This is a genomic window from Kitasatospora sp. NPDC058170 (assembly GCF_042883905.1).
Taxonomy (GTDB): Bacteria; Actinomycetota; Actinomycetes; order Streptomycetales; family Streptomycetaceae; genus Kitasatospora.
In genome coordinates, this window is the sequence record NZ_JBHVUV010000036.1 from 56,231 (window position 1) to 73,853 (window position 17,623).

Genomic DNA, 17,623 nt, shown 5'->3' on the forward strand with positions numbered 1-17,623 from the left:
CTGTGGTGACCGGCGAGTACACCGCGGACCAGCAAGAACCCGTATCTCCCGAACCGCCGGCCCCACCCCCGCCCACCCCGCGCCGCGGGCCCCGCAGTTCGGGCCCGGCCCGGCCCGGCAGCACCCCTTACTGCTGCCGGGCCGCCTCGCCGAGCATGCTCTCCGCGGGCGGGTCCTGGGATTCGACGATGAGCACGGTCATGCCCGAGTCGGTCCAGGTCTCGTGCTCCTCACCCGCGGCCCAACAGGCGGCCTGCCCCGGCACCAGCGCCGCGGGCACACCGTCCGCGCCGCTGGCCCAGCCCCGACCCTCCATGGTGATGAGTACCTGCGGCACCGGCGCGACATGCCGACCGATGCGCCCGCCGGCCGCCAGGCGCATGATGTTCACGCCCGTCGGCCCGCTTCCGCCGTGGACGCGCACGTGGCGGACACCGCTGCTGCCGTAGGCACTCATCTCCGAGCCGGCGATCGCGTCAATGCTGATGATCTTCATGGGACGATTCTGACCCCCACCCGGACCGCCCGTGCACCGCCCGGCCTTGGGACCCGGGGTGGCGGTCCTCGATCCCGGACCGCGGCGACGGCGGCCCTGGGCCGATTCGGCGCCTCTCAGTAGTCTCACACCATGATGTCGGACACGGTCGCCGTGGGCGTTCTCACGTTCGTAGGAACCGGGTTGGCCACCGCGGCCGGCCTGTGGCAGTGGCAGCGAGCCCAGGCCCGTGAGGCACGGGCGAACTTCCGCGCCCAGCGGGTCGAGGCCCTGAGAGAGGTGTGGGAGGCCCTGTCCGATCTCGAGGAGGCCCAGCGCACGTCCGTGGTCCACCCGGATCCCCCCGCCACCGCCGGCACGAGCAGACTGACGCAGGTGAACCTCCTCCTTCTCCGGCGCTCACCGTTCCTCCGGCCGGACGAGCAGGAATGGGCACAGGCCTTCGCGCAGCACGTGACGGAGATCGACACCCTGATCCGGGCACAGCGGCGCGCCGGTCACCTGGAGGAGCCCCGTCCGGATTGGTGGGCAACGAGCCAGGTGCAACCCCCCTCCTCACATATCGCGGCCGTCGCCGCACACCAACTCTCGCTTCTGCGCGTCAAGTTGGGAGATCGCTACGCCGCGGTCATGCGAGGAGACAGCGAATGACGCCGACTTCCTGAAGTCCCACTGCCCGCCCGCCAGGCCTGACCCGATGAGGCGGTCAGGCTCGATGCTGGCCGCGTCCACCCGGTAGCGGCCGGCACCTCCCGGCCGGGAGATACATAAAGAGTTCATATAAATTCGCTATGCTTCAGGCATGAGTCGCCAAGACGCCGCGCACGGCGCTTCCGATGCCATCGGGTCAGCCCTCTACGGCCTGGCCACCAGGGCCGTGAGACGCCTTCCCCGCGACATGAGCCTGACGTCCGCCGCCACCTTGGCCACCTTGGACAAGACCGGCCCGCGACGGATCACCGATCTGGCGGCGGCCGAGGGCGTCACCCAGCCCGCGATGACCGTCCTGGTCCGGGTGATGGAGGAATCCGGGCTGGTCGAGCGGAGGGGCGATCCGTCCGACAAGCGGGTCACGCTGGTGTGCCTGACCGAGGCCGGCGCGTCGTACGTCCGGACGCGGCGTCAGGCGGGCGTCGACGCGTACGCACGGTTGATCGACGAACTCACCGGTGACGAGGTCGAGGCCCTGGCGGCAGCCCTTCCGGCGCTGCTGCACCTGGCGGAGCTCGAAGGCCACGCCCGAGGGGAGTCGGACCGGTGACCGCGGCCCAGGCTCACGACCAGCCCACGGGCGCTGCCCTGATACGTTCCGAGGCACGTCTGCTGGTCCCCGCCCTGGTGTTCATCGCCCTGGTCGTGGCGGCGGTCGCCAGCCTCGGGACGCCGCTCATCACCAGCGTGGCGACCACGTTCCACGTCTCCCTCGACAGCGCGCAGTGGACGCTGACCATCGCCCTGCTCAGCGGCGCCGTCGCCACACCCGTCCTCGGCCGGCTCGGAGCCGGTCCGCACCGGCGGGCCACGATTCTCGCCACGCTGGCGATCGTCGTCGTCGGCAGCGCGCTCACCGTGCTGCCGATGCCGTTCGCCTGGCTGCTCGTGGGCAGAGCGGCCCAGGGCGTCGGACTCGGTCTCACGGCGCTGATGATGGGCGTGGCCCGCGACCATCTTCCCGAGGAGCGCAGCGCGGCCACGATCGCCCTGATCTCAGTGGTCTCCATCATCGGGGCCGGCGTCGGCTACCCGCTGGCCGCGCTGCTCGCCGAGTTCGGCGGACTGCGGGCCGCCTACGGCCTCGGCCTGCTCGTCACCGTCATCGCCTTCGTGACCGCGTGGCGCTCCATGCCCGCAGCTCCCGAAGGCCGTTCCGCTCACGTGAACGTGGCCGGTGCGCTCGTCCTGGCGGGTGGACTGTTCCTCGTCCTGTTCCTGGCCGGCGAGAGGAGCCTGTGGAGCCGACACCTCGCCGTGGCGGTGGCCCTGGCCGTCGCCGCCGTACTCCTGCTCTGCGCCTGGACCGCTTCCGAACTGCGGACCAGGACGCCCCTGGTGGACGTCCGGGCGGTACGGCACCCGGCGGTCGCCGGGGCGAACATCGCCATGTTCGTCGGCGGGAGCGGCATGTACCTCCTGCTCACGCTCATCACCCGCTACGCGCAGACGCCGCACAGCGCCGGCTACGGCTTCGGACTGACCACCTTCGAGGCGGGGCTGGTCCTCATCCCGTTCTCCGTGCTGGGGTTCGTCGCCGGCAGGCTCACGCCACGGGTCCGGATGCGGGTCGACGGCCCCCTGCTCCTGGCCGGCAGCGCTGCCATCGTCGGCGGCGGGTTCGTCCTGTTCGCCACCGCCCGATCCAGCCTGGCCGAACTGCTCGCGGCCATGGGCGTGCTGGGCTTCGGCGTCGGCAGCTTCTCCGCCGCCATGCCCGGCGTCATCCTGGCCGTCACCCCCAAGAGCGAGACGTCGAGCGCCATGAGCTTCAACTACGTCGTCCGCAGCGTCGGGTACTCCCTGGGCAGCGCCGTCGGCGGTCTGGTCCTGGCCGCCGGCACCGCCACGGGACGCCTCTTCCCGAACGACGACGCCTACACGACCGCGGCGCTGGTCGGCGTCGCCGCGATGGCGATCACGACGACGGCCGGCCTCGCCCTCGCCCGCCTGCGCTCACCCGGGACCGATCCGATCACAGCCCCGGTCGGTGCGCCGGGCCCGGGCCGGTCGAGCCGAACCGAAAGCTGAGGATCGAAGCCGTCCGAACCTCGACGCCGTCTCCGTCGGCTCGCCGACCCGCAGCGCGCCGACCCGCAGCGCGCCGGGCGACGGCCGCTGGTCGGGCCGCGACGGACAGGGTTCACGTGCCTGCCACCCCGACGCCATTCCCCGGCCACCGGTTGAGCCGTGGGCAATGGGTGGATGTGCGCCAGCAGCGCTTGCCATCAGCCGCCGACCCGCAGGAGAACCCATGAGCACCGGCCCCGCGCCGTCCCCCCAGCACCGTCGCCCGGGCCGCGGGGTGCTCGCCGCCGCGGCGGCCGGCGTGCTCGCGCTCGGCGGCCTGGCCGGCCTCGCCGCCCCCGCCGGTGCGGCCACCGCTCCCGCCCCGGGTGCGGCGCTGCAGGCCCGGCCCGGCGACCTGCTGGACGTGACCCTCGACCAGGTGCGGCCCACCCAGTCCTCGGTCGGCTACGACGAGGTCTACTACAAGCTCGGCCGCTACACCTCCCCCAAGGACGAGCTGAACGGCTCCGTCAACAAGCGCTTCGACGACTGGTGCGAGACCAACGGCCAGGACGCGGCCGCCACGGTGCAGCCGGGCGCGCGGCTCGCCGACCCGTCGAGCTTCACCTGCAGCATCGCGCTGGGCCAGGAGACCGCGGCCAGCCGCGCCGAGATGAAGACCGTCGTCGTCGGCCCGGGCGGCGCGCTCTACCTGACCGACGGCCACCACACCCTGACCTCCTTCCTGGAGGCCCCGGACGGCGGGCCGCGGCTGCACGTCCGCCTGGTCGTCCAGGCCAACTTCGGCGACCTGTCGCCCGCCGCCTTCTGGCAGGCGATGCAGGCCCGCAACTGGGTCCGCCTGGTCGACGAGGGGAACCGGCCGGTCACCGTCGAGCAGCTGCCGCAGCACCTGGGCCTGGCGTACTTCCACGACGACCCGTACCGCAGCCTGGTCTACTTCACCCGCGACATCGGCTACTCGGTGCCGGACGACGCGGCCGAGTACCTGGAGTTCCTCTGGGGCGACTGGCTGCGCGGCCGGGGCATCGGCCTGCCCGGCTCGTACGGCACCACGGACGCCGCCTCCTACCTGGCCGCGGTCCGGACGGCCTCCCAGGCCATGTCGGCCGTACCCGGGGACACCGTGATAGCCGACGGCCGCACCGCGGACCAGTTGGGCCGGCTGACCCCGTGGAACGCGGGCAAGAAGCCCACCGGCGGCGAGTTCGGCAAGCTGAGCGCGCCGATCACCGAGGCCAAGCCCGGCAAGCTCGCCTACGCCCTGGACTTCCGCGCCAAGGTCCCGACCGGTCCGGCCTGCACCGCCACCGTGTCCGGCCGCCACACCGGCCCGCTGGTGGTCGCCGCCGGCACCACCTGCCTGACCGGCGCCCAGCAGACCGGGCCGGTCGTGGTCCGCGCCGGGGCGAGCCTGGTCGTCAGGGGCTCGGACATCACCGGCCCGGTCCAGGCGGTGGGCGCCGGCACGGTGCAGTTCTGCGGCACCGTCCTGACCGGCCCGCTGAGTGTGGTCAACACCCGCGACCACCTGACCCTCACCGGCCCGGGCTGCACGCCCAACACCCTGAACGGCCCGCTCCAGCTGGTCGGCAACCCGGCCTCCTGAGCGCACCGGCACGGCCCACCCGGTGGCCGCCCCCGACGCGGGGACGGCCACCGGACCTGCGGCTGCCGGGCCTACGGCTGCAGGCCGGAAGAGCCTCCTACCAGGCGTAGTCCTCCGGGGCCGGCTGGTGGCCGGGGAAGATCTCGTCGAGGCGGTCGAGGGTCTTCTGGTCGAGCGTCACGTCGAGGGCGCGCAGGGCGCCGTCGAGGTGGGCGAGGGTGCGCGGGCCGACGATGGGGGCGGTGACGGCGGGGCGGGTGAGCAGCCAGGCGAGGGCGATGTCGGCCGGGTCCTCGCCGAGTTCGGCGGCGAAGTCCTCGTAGGCCTGGATGCGTTCGCGGTTGGCGGTCAGGATCTCGGTGGCGTGGCCCATCGCGCCGCGGACGCCGGTGCCCTCGCGCTCCTTGCGCAGGACGCCACCGAGCAGGCCGCTGCGGAGCGGGGACCACGGGAGCAGTCCGAGGCCGTAGTGCTGGAGGGCGGGGATGACCTCCAGTTCGATGGCGCGGTCCAGCAGGTTGTAGAGCGACTGCTCGCTCACCAGACCGAGGAAGTGCCGGGACCGGGCGGCCTCCTGGGCCTGGGCGATGTGCCAGCCGGCGAAGTTGCTGGAGCCGACATAGATGATCTTGCCCTGGGCGACCAGGACCTCCATCGCCTGCCACGCCTCCTCCCACGGCGTGTCCCGGTCGATGTGGTGCATCTGGTAGAGGTCGATGTAGTCCGTGCCCAGGCGGCGCAGGCTGGCGTCCACCGCGCGCCGGATGGCGAGTGCCGAGAGCCGGCCCTCGTTGGGCCAGTCGCCCATCGGGGCGTAGGCCTTGGTGGCGAGCACGGTGCGCTCGCGGCGGCCGCCGCCCTGCGCGAACCATCTGCCGATGATCTCCTCGGTACGGCCCTTGAGGTTGCCCTCGGGGTCGCGGCCGTACGCGTTGGCGGTGTCGAAGAAGTTGATGCCCCGCTCGTGGGCGGTGTCCATGATCAGATGGGCGTCGGACTCCTCGGTGTGCGGACCGAAGTTCATGGTGCCCAGGCAGAGTCGGGAGACGGTCAGGCCGGTACGGCCGAGATGGGTGAACTCCATGCCGCTCACCCTCTGCCGCACCGGCCCCGGTGTCCAGCACATTTCGCCTGCGGCGCAAGGTCGCGGCGCGGACCGGTCCTGGCGTGCGGGCGGTCACCGCCCGTGTGTGGCGAACTTCCTTACCGCCAGCGGCCCGAAGACGGCCGTCAGCACCGCGCACCAGAGCAGCGCGGCGGGCAGCGCGTGCTGCATCGGCCACGCCGGTCCGGCCGCCGCCGGGTTGTCGAACAGCTCGCGGCAGGCCTGCACCACCGCGCTCACCGGGTTCCAGTCGGCGGCCGCGCGCAGCCAGCCCGGCATCCCGCCGGTCGGCGTGTACGCGTTGGTGACCATCGCCAAGGGGAAGACCATGACGGCGAGTTGACCGGCCGTCTCCTCCTTGCCGACGATCAGGCCGAGGCAGGTGCCGACCCAGGTCATCGTGAAGCGGAACAGCAGCAGCAGCGCGAACGCGCCTGCCGCGTCGGCGACTCCGCCCCTGATCCGCCAGCCGGCCGCCAGCCCGACCCCGACCAGCAGCGCCAGGACGCAGACGCTGACCAGGAGGTCCGCCAGGGACTGGCCGAGCAGCAGGCCGGTGCGGGACACCGGCATCGAGCGCAGCCGGTCGCTCACACCGCGCCCGATGTCCCGGGCGGTGCCGACCATCGTCGGCATGATGCCGTTGACGGCCACCATCGCGAACAGTCCGGGCATCAGGAACTCCCGGTAGTTCCCGCCGCCGGGCACCTGCATGGCACTGCCGAAGACGTATCCGAAGACCACCACCATCACCACCGGGACCGCCAGCGAGGCGGCGATCAGACCGGGCGAGTGGCGGTAGGCGAGCAGCACCCGGAGCACCGAGGAGCAGGTGTCCGCGACCAGTCGGCCGAGCCCGCCGTCGGCCTTGGAAACGGGACCGGGAGCAGGACCGGAAGCAGGGCCGGAACCGGTGTCGGGAGCAGAACCGGTGCCGGTGAAGCGGCCGGCGGCGGGACCGGAGGAGGAACCGGCGGGCGGGGCGGTGTGAGCGGCCATCAGGCAGCCCTCCTCGGGGAGTTGTTGTCGGCGGTGAGGGCGAGAAAGACGTCGTCGAGCGACGGCGGCCGCAGCGCGACGTCCTGCGCGACCACCCCGACCGCGTCCAACTCCCTGACCAGCGCAGGGAGCAGGATGGTCGATCCGGGCTGCGACACCACCGAGACGGTCCGCTCGAACGGGTCCACCGTGGCGTCCCCGCCCGCCAGGCGCGACAACACCACGACGGCCGAGCCGAGTTGCTCCGCGTCCGCGAGTGTGACCGAGAGCCGGGTGCCGATCGCCGCCTTGAGCCGGTGCGGCGGTCCGGTGGCGATGGCGGCGCCCTGGTCGACCACGACGATGTCGTCGGCCAGTTGGTCCGCCTCCTCCAGGTACTGGGTGGTGAGCAGCACGGTCGTGCCGCTCTCGGCCAACTCCCGGACGGTGGACCAGATGTCCTGGCGACTGCGCGGGTCCAGCCCGGTGGTCGGCTCGTCCAGGAAGAGCACGGGCGGGCTGGTGACCAGGCTGGCGATCAGGTCGAGCCTGCGCCGCATGCCGCCGGAGTAGGTGCGCACCAGGCGGTCGCCGGCCTCGACGAGGTCGAAGCGCTCCAGCAGTTCGTCCGCCCGCGACCGGGCGCCGCGGGCGCCGAGCCGGTGCAGCCGCCCGAACAGTCGGAGGTTGTCGCGGCCGGTGATGCCCTCGTCCACGGCCGCGTGCTGCCCGGCGAGGCCGATCCGGCGGCGGACGGCCTCGGCCTCGCGCACCACGTCGTACCCGGCGACCCGGGCGGTGCCGCGGTCGGGGGCGGCGAGCGTGGCGAGCACGCGGACGGCGGTGGTCTTGCCTGCGCCGTTCGGGCCCAGCAGGCCGCAGACGGTGCCCGCCGGGACGGCGAGGTCGAGGCCGCGCAGCGCCTCGGTGGCGCCGAACCTCTTCTCCACGCCCGCCATCTCGATGGCGGGCCGACCGGTGTCGGACATGGGCATTCCCCTCTCTAGGTACAGCGTACGTAGAAGTGCACGCAGGCGCATCGTACTACGTACGGCGTACGTATCTAAGATGGGGGCGAGGTGATCGTTCCGTGCCGTCCAAGAAGCCCCCAGCCACACAGCCCCCTGCGCCCGAGCCCGGCGCCACGCCCGAACCGGCTACACCCGCGTCGGCCACACCCGAGTTGGCGGCGCCCGCTCCGGCCGCGTCCGGCCCCGCCACGGCCGGACCAGGGCTGCCCAGGCCCGCCGCCCCCGAGGCGCCCGAGCTGATCTGGCTGCGCCCGGAGCGCACCGGCCGCGGCCCCAAGCCGGCCCACAGCCGCGCCTCGATCGCCGCGGCCGCCATCGCCATCGCGGACGCCGAGGGCCTGGAGGCGGCCTCCATGCGGCGGGTGGCCGCGGCGCTCGGAGCAGGCACGATGTCGCTCTACAACTACGTCCCGAAGAAGGAGCACCTGCTCGACCTGATGCTTGACGCGGCCGCCGCCGAGTACGAGTTCCCCGCCGAGCCCACCGGCGACTGCCGCGAGGACCTGCGCCGACTCGCGCACCAGCAGCTGACCGTGCTGCGCCGTCACCCCTGGCTGCCCGCCCTGGTGGTCGCCCGGCCGGGCATCGGCCCGAACGGCCTGCGCTACACCGAGCACTTCCTCGCCGTCACCGCGTCCAGCGGCCTGGACGGCGCCGCCCGGATGGAGGCGATGTCACTGCTCAACGGGTTCGTCTGCCAGTACGCGCAGTACGAGCAGACCGCTGCCGCCGGGGCCAAGTGGCAGGCAGAGCTGGTGGGTTACCTGTACAAGGCGGCCATGAGCGGCGACTTCCCCCATCTCGCCGACGCGTTCGCCACGTCCGGCCCGCCGCGCGATCCGGACGCCACCTTCGACCGCGCGCTGGACCGCCTCCTCACGGCGGCACTCACCCCCTGAGCGGCGCGGGGCCGCGCGGGGCCGCACCTCGGGTGGCGGGGGTGGCGGATGGCGGATGGCGGGTGATAGATGGCGGGTGACGGCTACGGCCGCCACCACCGGAGCGGCCTGATAAATCGTTCGTAACAGGACCGCCCACCCCCGTAGCGTGACCCGGTCAACCGGCGCGGGCCACGGCCCGGCCCCCGCACGCCAGGAAGCGAACGAGACAGCCATGCAGCAGCACAGCGGATGGGCCGACGAACGATTCGGGGCCGTCGCCGACGCGTTCGCGCAGAACTTCGCCGACTTCCCCGAACTCGGCTCCGCCGTCACCGTCTTCGCCGACGGACGCAAGGTCGTGGAGCTGTGGGGCGGAGTCGCGGACGAGCGCACCGGCCGGCCCTGGAAGCAGGACACCGTCGTCCCGGTCTTCTCCTGCGCCAAGGGCATCGTCAGCCTCTGCGTCCACCTGCTCGCCCAGCAGGGCCGGCTCGACCTCGACGCCCCGGTGAGCCACTACTGGCCGGAGTTCGGGCAGCACGGCAAGGAGGCGATCACCTCCCGCATGGTGCTCGGCCACCGCGCGGGGATCCCCGCCCTCGACCGGGTCCTCACCTTCGAGGAGATCGCCGCCTGGACCCCGGTGGTCCGCGCCATCGAGGAGCAGAAGCCGATCTGGGAGCCCGGCGCCACCCACGAGTACCACGGCCACGTCTTCGGCTTCCTGCTCGGCGAGGTCGTCCGCCGCCTCACCGGCCTCACCCCGGGGGCCTACTTCCGCCAGGCCGCCGGCGACCCGCTGGGCCTGCGGGCCTGGCTGGGGCTGCCCGCCGCCGAGTCCGACCGGCTCGCCCGCCTGGCCGAGGCCGAGGGCCGCCGCCCGATGCCGGGCCCCGAGCACCTGCTGACCCGCATCGTCACGATGAACGGCGCGCTGGTCTTCCCCGGCCTGGACGAGCCGCACGGCTGGAACGACCCGGCGCTGCACGCGATCGAGCTGCCCGGCGCCGGTGCGGTCGCCTCCGCGAGCGGCCTGGCGGGCGTCTACGCGGCGGCCGTCACCGGCATCGACGGCCGGGAGCGGCTGCTGAGCCCGGAGACCGTGACGGACGCCGTCCGCGAGCTGTCCTCCGGCCCGGGCTGGCTCGGCTTCGACCTGGGCGCCCGCTGGGGCTCGGGGGTGCTGCTCGACTCGGCCGCGTTCCGCCCGCTGCTGGGCTCCCGGAGCTTCGGCAACGACGGCGCGGGCGGCCAGTTCGCTTTCGGTGACGACGAGTTCGGCATCGGCTTCGGGTACGTCGCCAACCGGATGATCGGCCACGGTGACGCCCGCGCCAACCGCCTGATCGCGGCGGTCCGCGACTGCCTGGGCGGCTGACACCTTCCGCGGGGCCGGCACCGCGCCGGTCCCGCGCCGACTCCACGTCTGCAGCCCCCTGACCCCGCGGACGACCCGCCACGGCCGGGAGCCGGGACCTTTGCCCCATTGTTTGATGGCATGGACATGCCTAGGCTGGCGCCCAGCAGCCGTCGAAGTGAAAGGGTAGCCATGCACAGAAGACCGAGCCCCTCCCCCGCCGCCTTCCGCTCCCCCGCCTCCCCTGACCCTGCAGGGGCGCCGCGCGCCACCGGCCCCGGCCCCGACCCCGACCCCGGCCCCGGCCCCGGCCCCGGCCCCGACAAGCCCTAGCCACCGCGCCGACGCGCCACCAGCCCCGCCACCGACTCCCCGGAGCGGTCCCGGCAGCCGGCGTGGGAAGTCGGCCGGTCCGACTTCCCACGCCGTACCGGATCCACACGGGCCTCCACCAGGGCGCGCGCCGCAGGCTTCACGCCCCCATCCCCAGGTCACGCCCCCTCGCACTCCACAACACCCCCCGCGCCCGGGGCCGCAACCACACCGCCACCCCGTCACCCTGCGTCACCAGATCCCCTGGGGCCGGCCGCCACCCGGCCTCCACCCACCTCCGCCCGGCCCCCTCCCCACCGTCACCCATCGGTGGAACCGTCCGATCATCCGACGAGCACCTCTGTAGGCTCATCCGCATGTCAAGAGTGACCCGTGACGACGTGGCCAGGCTGGCCGGCACCTCCACCGCCGTGGTCAGTTATGTGATCAACAACGGCCCGCGCCCCGTAGCCGCCACGACCCGGGCGAAGGTCCTGGCCGCGGTCGAGGAGCTGGGCTACCGACCGAACGGCGTCGCCCAGGCCATGGCCCGGCGCCGGAGCAACCTGATCGGCATGGTCGTCCCGGACGCCCGGCAGCCCTTCTTCGCCGGGCTCGCGCACATGGTGGAGCAGGCCGCCACCGAGCGCGGGCGACTCCTGCTGATCGGCAACTCCGACTACGCCAACGAACGCGAGGCGCACTACATCCGCGCCTTCCTCGGCATGCAGGTCGACGGCCTGATCCTGGTCACCCAGGACCCGTCCGCCCCCGGTATCACCGGCTTCGACGCCACCGACGGCACCCGCGTCGTGCTGCTGCACCACCGCGCGGAGAGCCCCGACGGCGTCGCGGTGGTCGCCGACGACGAGGGCGGCGCCCGACAGGCCGTCCGCCACCTGCTCGACCACGGGCACGCCGAGGTGCACTGCTTCGGCGGCACCTTCGCCCTCAGCCCGAGCGACCCGGTCACCTCCCGCACCGCCGGCTGGGCCGCCGCCCTGGCCGACGCCGGCCTCCCCGCCGGGGGCCGCCCCATCGAGGAGCAGCTGACCACCGCGCCGTTCGACCGGGTCCGCGCCCACGCCGTGGCACGCACCCTGCTCGCGCGCCCCGACCGGCCCACGGCCGTCTTCTGCGCGACCGACGACCAGGCGATCGGCCTGCTCAGGGCCGCCGACGACCTGGGCATCCGCGTCCCGGAGGACCTGGCGGTCGCCGCGTTCGACGACATCGCCGAGGCCGTCATCGCCGGGCCGGCGCTCACCACGGTGGGCTCCCCCCAGGACGCGATGGCCCGCACCGCCGTCGACCTGGTCCTGGGCAACGAGCCCGAGGCCGGGGCCGGTGCCCGGACCTTCCCCGCCCACCTGGTCGTCCGCCGCTCCTGCGGCTGCGGCAAGCCCCGCCCGGCCGCCGTCCGCCGCTGACCCCACCCGCCACCCGGGCCCGGGTCACCGCAGACCCGGACCGCCGAAGACCCGGACAACCGAACGCCCCAACCACCGAACGCCCGGTGCCGCCACCTCTCCCCGGTGGCAGCACCGGGCCTTTTCGTGCCCGCGCGGGCCCGCCCCTCCCCCCGAAGAACCACATGGTGCTATCTTCACTAGCACCATGTTGCTGAAGCTGGACACCACCGACACCCGCCCCCTGCACGAGCAGGTGGCAGGAGCGATCCGGCGCGCCATCGCCGAGGGCGAATGCGCACCGGGCGACCGGCTGCCCCCCGCCCGGGACCTCTCCCGGGCGCTGGGCGTCAACGCCAACACCGTCCTGCGCGGCCTGCGCACCCTGCGCGACGAAGGGGTGCTGGAGTTCCGTCGCGGCCGCGGCGTGACCGTCGCCGAGGGGGCCGACCAGCGGTCCGAGCTCCTCGCCCGGGTCCGCCTGCTGGTCGACGACGCAGCGCTCCAGGGCTACAGCAGGGCCGATCTCATCGAAATGATCAGGGGGACAGCGTGAACGACCGACCGGTACCCACCACCCGCGCCCGGTGGGGCGCCGCCGCCTGGGCGGTCGGGGTGACGGCCATCCTGGCCGTGCTGCCCTGGACGGCCGCCGACCGACTGCCCGATCCGCTCGCCACCCACTGGAGCGGAAGCTCCCCCGACGGCTCGATGCCGCTCTGGGCGGCCTCGCTGGCCCCCGCCGCGATCTGGGCGGTCCTCGTCCTCGCGATCGAGGTCACCAGCTGGAGCACCAACCGGGGCGCCCCGCCGACCACCGACCGCCGCCCGGGGTCCACCCGGCTCCCCTGGACCGCGCCCGCCCTGGTCGCCACCGGCGTGATCCTGATGGGCGCCCAGGTGTCCATCGTCCGCGCCAACCTCGACCGCGCCACCTGGCACGACGCCGGCTCGGTCGGCCTGGCCGTCGTACTCGCCCTGGTGGCGGCGGCCGTTGCCAGCGTGCTCGCCTGGCTGGTCACCCGCCGCACCACCACATCCTCCCCCGCCGGTCCCCGACCCGACGGCACCTCGTTCGACAGCACCTCTCCGGCCGGCGCCTCGCCCGGCGACCCCCGGCTCGACATCCCCGCGGGTGAGCGCTTCGCCTGGCTCTCCCGCACCGCGAACCCCTGGGTCGCCCTGATCGCCGCGCTCACCGGCCTCACGGCCGTGGCCGGCCTCCTCGCCGCCGTCGGCGGCCTGACCGACCTCCCCTGGGGGCTGGTCCTCCCCACCGCGTTCGCCTCCGTGGCGATGCTCGTCTGCTCCTCGGTCCAGGCCCTCGTCACACCGGACGGCCTCTCCGTCGCCTTCGGTCCGCTCGGCTGGCCGGTCCGCCGCTGGTCCGCCGAGGACATCGCCTCGGCCCGCGCCGAACACCGCACCGCCGCCCAGGCCGGCGGCTGGGGCTACCGGATGAACGGCCTGGGCACGACGGTGATGCTCCGCAGCGGCGAGTGCCTGGTGATCCGCACCCGCAAGGGCACCGAGTTCGCCGTGAGCGTCGGGGACGCGGAGCGCGGCGCGGCCCTGCTGAACTCCCTGGTCGCCCGCCAGCCGAGCTGACCGAGCCGAGCCGGACCGGGTCGGGCCTGGGCGGAACAGCCCCGGGCCTGACCCGACCCCGCCCGCTACCCCTGCCGCCCGAGCGCGCGCGGCAGGACGACGCGCACCCACTGCTCCGGCTGCGAGAGGTGCGGAGCGTGACCGGCCCCGGTGTACAGGTGACGCTCCGCCTTCGGCAGCGCCAGGTCGATCAGGTCCAGCACCTCGCCGTACATCGGCGCACTGTCGTCGCTCTGCGTCAGCAGGGCCGGTTCGCCGTACCCGCTCAGCAGGTTGAGGTCCAGGTCCAGCGCATCCGGGTCGCGCAGCTCGTCCAGGTACGTGGGCGCGTTCCGGACGTAGGTGTGCCGGATCGGCGCGGGCAGCTGCGCCCACGCCCCCGGGCCGAAGGCGAGCGACTCCACGAACAGCTCGGCGGCCGCCGCCGACTCCGCGTCCTCCAGCAGTTCCCGGACCGCGGAGATCCGGCCGGCGAAGGCGGTGCCGATCGGCCGCAGGTCCGGGTCGGCGAGCAGTATCGCCGTCCCGGGCGGCTCGTGGACGGCCAGGCCCCGGAAGAGGTCGGGGCGGGCGGCGGCGAGACGGAGCGTGACCAGCGAGCCGTAGGAGTCCCCGCAGACGAACACCGGGGCCAGCCCCAGCCCCTCGATCAGGCCGGCCAGGTCGGCGGCGTCCTCGTACACCGAACCCTGGGTGAGCAGGTCCTCGCTGCGGCTGTGCCCGCGCCGGTCGTACGCGACCACGGTGGCCTCCTCGGCCAGTCCTGGCATCACGCGCGACCAGCTGTCGGCGTCGCTCCACGAGCCGTGCACCAGCACCACGCCGGGCCCGGCGCCCTGGGCCTCGTAGTACAGCGACACCCCGTTCACCCTGATCTCGGCCATCTCGGGGCCTCCCGACCTCGGTCGCTCCCCCGCTCTGCTCCCCACCGCCTTCCCATCCAGACTGACACATCCGGGCGCTCTCGGACCTGCCGCGCCCGGCCCGCCCGGACGGGACGGTTCAGACCAGCGGCCCGAACACCCCGCGCTCCCAGTGGCCGAGCCAGGAGGCGGTGTCGGACGGTTCGGCCTGGCCCTCGGTCGACTCGTCGTACGGCAGGACGGCCGTCGGCGCGAGGAACCCCTCCCCGGGCTCGATCCGCAGCCGCAGGACCCGCAGCGGGCGGCGCAGGATGACGAAGAACCGCAGGTCCTCGGTGTCCGGGTGGCGGTTGTCGTACCGCTCGTGGATGGTGCGGCAGACGGACTTGATGTCGGTGTCGGCGAGCAGCAGGTAGCGGGTGCCGGGGCCGAGGTTGACGCAGAGTCGTCGGCGGGCGGTCTCCCGGGCCGCGTACGGCAGTTTCTGGTGGTTGTCGACGTGCAGGCCGAGCCGGCGGCCGGTATCGGGGGCGGTGTGGGTGGTGAGCGCCTCGGCGGGGTCGCTGGTCTCACCGAGGGTGACGGGGTACGGGTCGCCGAGGCCCGCGACGAACCCGGCCAGCGCGGCCCGGCTGTCGATGGCGACGGGCAGCCGGAACAGTTCGACGAGGCCGCTGTCACGGTTGAAGATGCCGGGCGTGAACCGCTCGACGTAGCCGTCGGGGGCGGGCTGCCAGCGGCCGTCGGGGATCACGGCGGTGTTCTCGTACTGGGGGTCGAGGTCGGTCGTCCAGCGGACGCCCGTGACCTCGCAGCGTGCCTGGAGCGCGGCGGCGTCGCGGTGGGCGATGGCGGCGGGATGCATGTCGGGTTCCTCCCGGGTGGAGCCTGGAGCCTGGGCTGTCACTACTCGTTACTCGTTACTCGTTCTCGTCGGCGGAATCTCGACGGCGGTGCCAGCGGTCGACGGCGCGGTCCGACCAGCCGACGCCCCGCATCAGGGCGGCGGCGAGGGTCGTCCACCAGACCACCCGGGCGGCGGCCGGCTCCCCGGGGTCGACCAGCGCGGCGGCGACGAAGGCGAGGGCGAGGCTCACCGCGAACACGATCGCCGCGGCGACCAGCTCGGCGACGGTGGGGCGGTTGGCGGAGCGGTTGGGCCTCTCGACCGGATGACCTTCGCGCGGGGCGTGATCACGTCCGGCCGTACGGCGGCAGACCATGTGTCTCAACTCCTCAGGGGTACGGGCTGGTTGTCCGCGGCGAGCAGGACGCGCACCCACACGCGTTTGCCCGCACCTCGCCGTATGACCACACCGAAGTCGAACGCCAGCTCCCGGACCAGCTCGATCCCGCGCCCGCCCTCGCCGAACCGGCGGGGCAGACGCTCCTGCAACGGCAGGTCGAAACGCGGGTCCCACACCTCCAGGCGGCAGTCACCGCCGAACTCCTGGAGGTAGAGCCGCACTTCGCCATCGCCCCGACAGGCGTGGACGACGGCGTTGGTGACGAGCTCGGAGGTGATCAGGACGAGATCGTCGACACGCTCGCCCTGCCACCCCCACTCGGTGAGTCGCTGGCGGACCTGGTGACGGGCGGTACGCACCGAGCGGTCGTGCTCGGTGAGGATCGCTTCCCAGGAATGGAGGACAGGCCTGCTCACAGTGGACATGGTTCGCCCCTCTTCGCATCTCGACGCCCCGTCAGGAGCGTGTCTGTGCGGTCACGTTGAGTGTGGAGGGTCTGGATTCGAATTTGCAACCCGAACGCCGCAAGACAAAAATAAATTAGTTGATCTTGGCTACGGCTTGAGCCTCACAGCCCGTCTGGAGAGACTGGTCGCCTACATCCAGAGGGAGGGCAGCCGGTGAGCATGGACCGGTCGACGCTCAGGCGCATCCAGCTCGGCGAGGAGCTGCGCGCCTGGCGGGTGGAGAACAACAGGACCCAGACCGACATGACCACTGGCCTGAAGGGATGGAACCCGGCTCGCCTCAGCAGAGTCGAGCACGGCAAACTTCCAGTCAGCGCTGCTGATTTGGCAAGGCTCTTGGACCACTGCGGGATCAGCGGGGCGGACCGGGCCGAGCTGGAGAACCTCGTCGGAGACGGTCCCTCCAAGAACTGGTGGCAAGACCATGAGTTCGCTGACACGATCAGCGCCGCATTCGCCGAGTTTCTCGGCCTCGAAGCCGCTGCAACAGACCTCTGGGAATACTTTCCCTCAGCGTTTCCAGGGCTTCTCCAGACCGAGGGCTATGCCCGCGAGGTAATCGCCGCTGGGCTCGATGGTCTCAGCGAGGATCAGAACGAAGCCGCCGCCGAGGTCCGAGTGCTGCGCCAGCGACGGCTGACCGATGAACCTCGCATCAACCTGGAGCTCTACTTCGGCGAGGTCACGCTGCTGGTCGGGGGCGATCGCGAGGTCTTGGCAGGTCAGATCCGGCACGCGATCGAGGTTGCGCAGTATCCGAACGTGGCGCTTCGCCTGGTCCCATTGAGCGCCGGACGGCACGCGATCCTCTCCTCTGGTCTCTCGCTCATGCGCTTCCCTGGCGAGCCCATAGAGGGCTTTGTCTTCATCGAAGCCGTCGGCGGTATGCTCCCGCGTAGATCAGGACGCGACGTACGACGAGCCGAGCGGGCTTTTGCACGGCTGAAGCGCTACTCGCTGTCACCGGAGGACACGATCGCCGCCCTTGAGCACAAGTTGGAAGAGCTAACGTGATTAACAAGCACGACCCCTACGATCACGATCCCACCGACGCCGACTGGGCCAAGTCCCCTTTCTCCGGCGACTCCAACGGCAGCTGCGTGATCATCGCCCGCTTCCCCAACGGCGATGTCTGGCTCGGCGACGACAAGGACCTCACCCGTCCCCACCTCGCCTTCGACCAGGCCGAATGGACCGCCTTCGTCCAAGCCATCGAAGCCCGCGACCCCCGCTTCACCGCCTGACGTCGAACGGCCCTGCCCCACAAGGCGCAGGAGCGTTCCACCAGTTGGAGGAGAGCACGTGAGTCAGAAACACGACCCCTACAACCACGACCCCACCGACGCTGACTGGGCCAAATCACCCTTCTCCGCCGATGACAATGGCAGCTGCGTGCTCATCGCCCGGTTCCCCAACGGCGACGTCTGGCTCGGCGACGACAAGGACCTCACCCGTCCCCACCTCGCCTTCGACCAGGCCGAATGGACCGCCTTCGTCCAAGCCATCGAAGCCCGCGAC

General features: G+C 72.7%; 20 protein-coding genes. 12 read left to right on the forward strand and 8 right to left on the reverse strand.

The features are described 5' to 3' along the window. Window positions 1-127: 127 nt before the first annotated feature. Window positions 128-496, reverse strand: a complete 369-nt coding sequence (locus ACFVVX_RS32095; RefSeq protein ID WP_387950792.1) for a cupin domain-containing protein — start codon at window positions 494-496, stop codon at window positions 128-130. A gap of 132 nt (window positions 497-628) precedes the next feature. Here ACFVVX_RS32095 and ACFVVX_RS32100 point away from each other — a divergent pair, with 132 nt between their 5' ends. From ACFVVX_RS32100 to ACFVVX_RS32115, 4 genes are all read left to right on the forward strand, one after another. Beyond that, complete coding sequence (locus tag ACFVVX_RS32100; protein ID WP_387950794.1) at window positions 629-1,147, forward strand: hypothetical protein; 519 nt, start codon at window positions 629-631, stop codon at window positions 1,145-1,147. Between the two features lie 247 nt (window positions 1,148-1,394). Beyond that, entirely contained in the window at window positions 1,395-1,757 is a 363-nt protein-coding gene (locus ACFVVX_RS32105) for a MarR family winged helix-turn-helix transcriptional regulator (RefSeq protein ID WP_387950842.1), read from the forward strand. After that, entirely contained in the window at window positions 1,754-3,238 is a 1,485-nt protein-coding gene (locus tag ACFVVX_RS32110; protein ID WP_387950795.1) for an MFS transporter, read from the forward strand. Before ACFVVX_RS32105 ends, ACFVVX_RS32110 begins: the two co-directional genes overlap by 4 nt. Before the next feature lie 223 nt (window positions 3,239-3,461). Continuing rightward, window positions 3,462-4,847 carry a ParB/Srx family N-terminal domain-containing protein gene (locus ACFVVX_RS32115; RefSeq protein ID WP_387950796.1) on the forward strand — a complete coding sequence of 462 codons (1,386 nt, stop codon included), beginning with the start codon at window positions 3,462-3,464 and terminating at the stop codon, window positions 4,845-4,847. A 97-nt stretch (window positions 4,848-4,944) separates the two neighbouring features. Here ACFVVX_RS32115 and ACFVVX_RS32120 read toward each other — a convergent pair whose 3' ends face one another. The 3 genes from ACFVVX_RS32120 to ACFVVX_RS32130 all read right to left on the reverse strand — a co-directional run bounded on the left by ACFVVX_RS32120 (window position 4,945) and on the right by ACFVVX_RS32130 (window position 7,919). Continuing rightward, entirely contained in the window at window positions 4,945-5,931 is a 987-nt protein-coding gene (locus ACFVVX_RS32120; protein ID WP_387950797.1) for an aldo/keto reductase, read from the reverse strand. A gap of 93 nt (window positions 5,932-6,024) precedes the next feature. Further along, on the reverse strand, window positions 6,025-6,951 hold the full coding sequence (locus ACFVVX_RS32125; protein WP_387950798.1) for an ABC transporter permease: 927 nt from the start codon (window positions 6,949-6,951) through the stop codon (window positions 6,025-6,027). After that, on the reverse strand, window positions 6,951-7,919 hold the full coding sequence (locus tag ACFVVX_RS32130; protein WP_387950800.1) for an ATP-binding cassette domain-containing protein: 969 nt from the start codon (window positions 7,917-7,919) through the stop codon (window positions 6,951-6,953). Before ACFVVX_RS32130 ends, ACFVVX_RS32125 begins: the two co-directional genes overlap by 1 nt. A 101-nt stretch (window positions 7,920-8,020) precedes the next feature. On the opposite strand from ACFVVX_RS32130, the gene ACFVVX_RS32135 reads away from it, so the two are divergent. From ACFVVX_RS32135 to ACFVVX_RS32155, 5 genes are all read left to right on the forward strand, one after another. After that, window positions 8,021-8,860 (forward strand): TetR/AcrR family transcriptional regulator, encoded by an 840-nt coding sequence (locus ACFVVX_RS32135; RefSeq protein WP_387950801.1) that lies wholly within the window; start codon window positions 8,021-8,023, stop codon window positions 8,858-8,860. A 214-nt stretch (window positions 8,861-9,074) separates the two neighbouring features. Then, complete coding sequence (locus tag ACFVVX_RS32140) at window positions 9,075-10,220, forward strand: serine hydrolase domain-containing protein (protein WP_387950803.1); 1,146 nt, start codon at window positions 9,075-9,077, stop codon at window positions 10,218-10,220. Window positions 10,221-10,888: 668 nt separating this feature from the next. Then, window positions 10,889-11,941 carry a LacI family DNA-binding transcriptional regulator gene (locus ACFVVX_RS32145; RefSeq protein ID WP_387950804.1) on the forward strand — a complete coding sequence of 351 codons (1,053 nt, stop codon included), beginning with the start codon at window positions 10,889-10,891 and terminating at the stop codon, window positions 11,939-11,941. 187 nt (window positions 11,942-12,128) lie between these two features. Next, window positions 12,129-12,476, forward strand: a complete 348-nt coding sequence (locus ACFVVX_RS32150) for a GntR family transcriptional regulator (protein ID WP_387950806.1) — start codon at window positions 12,129-12,131, stop codon at window positions 12,474-12,476. Then, on the forward strand, window positions 12,473-13,528 hold the full coding sequence (locus ACFVVX_RS32155; RefSeq protein WP_387950808.1) for a DUF1648 domain-containing protein: 1,056 nt from the start codon (window positions 12,473-12,475) through the stop codon (window positions 13,526-13,528). Before ACFVVX_RS32150 ends, ACFVVX_RS32155 begins: the two co-directional genes overlap by 4 nt. 65 nt (window positions 13,529-13,593) lie before the next feature. On the opposite strand, the gene ACFVVX_RS32160 is transcribed toward ACFVVX_RS32155, so the two are convergent. The 4 genes from ACFVVX_RS32160 to ACFVVX_RS32175 form a co-directional block, all read right to left on the reverse strand. Beyond that, window positions 13,594-14,412 (reverse strand): alpha/beta fold hydrolase, encoded by an 819-nt coding sequence (locus ACFVVX_RS32160; RefSeq protein ID WP_387950810.1) that lies wholly within the window; start codon window positions 14,410-14,412, stop codon window positions 13,594-13,596. Window positions 14,413-14,530: 118 nt separating this feature from the next. Beyond that, complete coding sequence (locus tag ACFVVX_RS32165; RefSeq protein ID WP_387950812.1) at window positions 14,531-15,256, reverse strand: hypothetical protein; 726 nt, start codon at window positions 15,254-15,256, stop codon at window positions 14,531-14,533. A gap of 55 nt (window positions 15,257-15,311) precedes the next feature. Then, window positions 15,312-15,614, reverse strand: a complete 303-nt coding sequence (locus ACFVVX_RS32170) for a hypothetical protein (RefSeq protein ID WP_387950813.1) — start codon at window positions 15,612-15,614, stop codon at window positions 15,312-15,314. Between the two features lie 5 nt (window positions 15,615-15,619). Further along, window positions 15,620-16,054 carry an ATP-binding protein gene (locus tag ACFVVX_RS32175; RefSeq protein ID WP_387950815.1) on the reverse strand — a complete coding sequence of 145 codons (435 nt, stop codon included), beginning with the start codon at window positions 16,052-16,054 and terminating at the stop codon, window positions 15,620-15,622. A 210-nt stretch (window positions 16,055-16,264) separates the two neighbouring features. On the opposite strand from ACFVVX_RS32175, the gene ACFVVX_RS32180 reads away from it, so the two are divergent. From ACFVVX_RS32180 to ACFVVX_RS32190, 3 genes are all read left to right on the forward strand, one after another. After that, a complete protein-coding gene (locus ACFVVX_RS32180; protein WP_387950843.1) occupies window positions 16,265-17,119 on the forward strand; it encodes a helix-turn-helix domain-containing protein in 855 nt (284 codons plus the stop codon). Continuing rightward, entirely contained in the window at window positions 17,116-17,349 is a 234-nt protein-coding gene (locus ACFVVX_RS32185; RefSeq protein WP_387950816.1) for a DUF397 domain-containing protein, read from the forward strand. Before ACFVVX_RS32180 ends, ACFVVX_RS32185 begins: the two co-directional genes overlap by 4 nt. A 58-nt stretch (window positions 17,350-17,407) precedes the next feature. Continuing rightward, window positions 17,408-17,623, forward strand: a 216-nt coding sequence (locus ACFVVX_RS32190; RefSeq protein ID WP_387950817.1) for a DUF397 domain-containing protein, incomplete at its 3' end; no start/stop codon positions are given.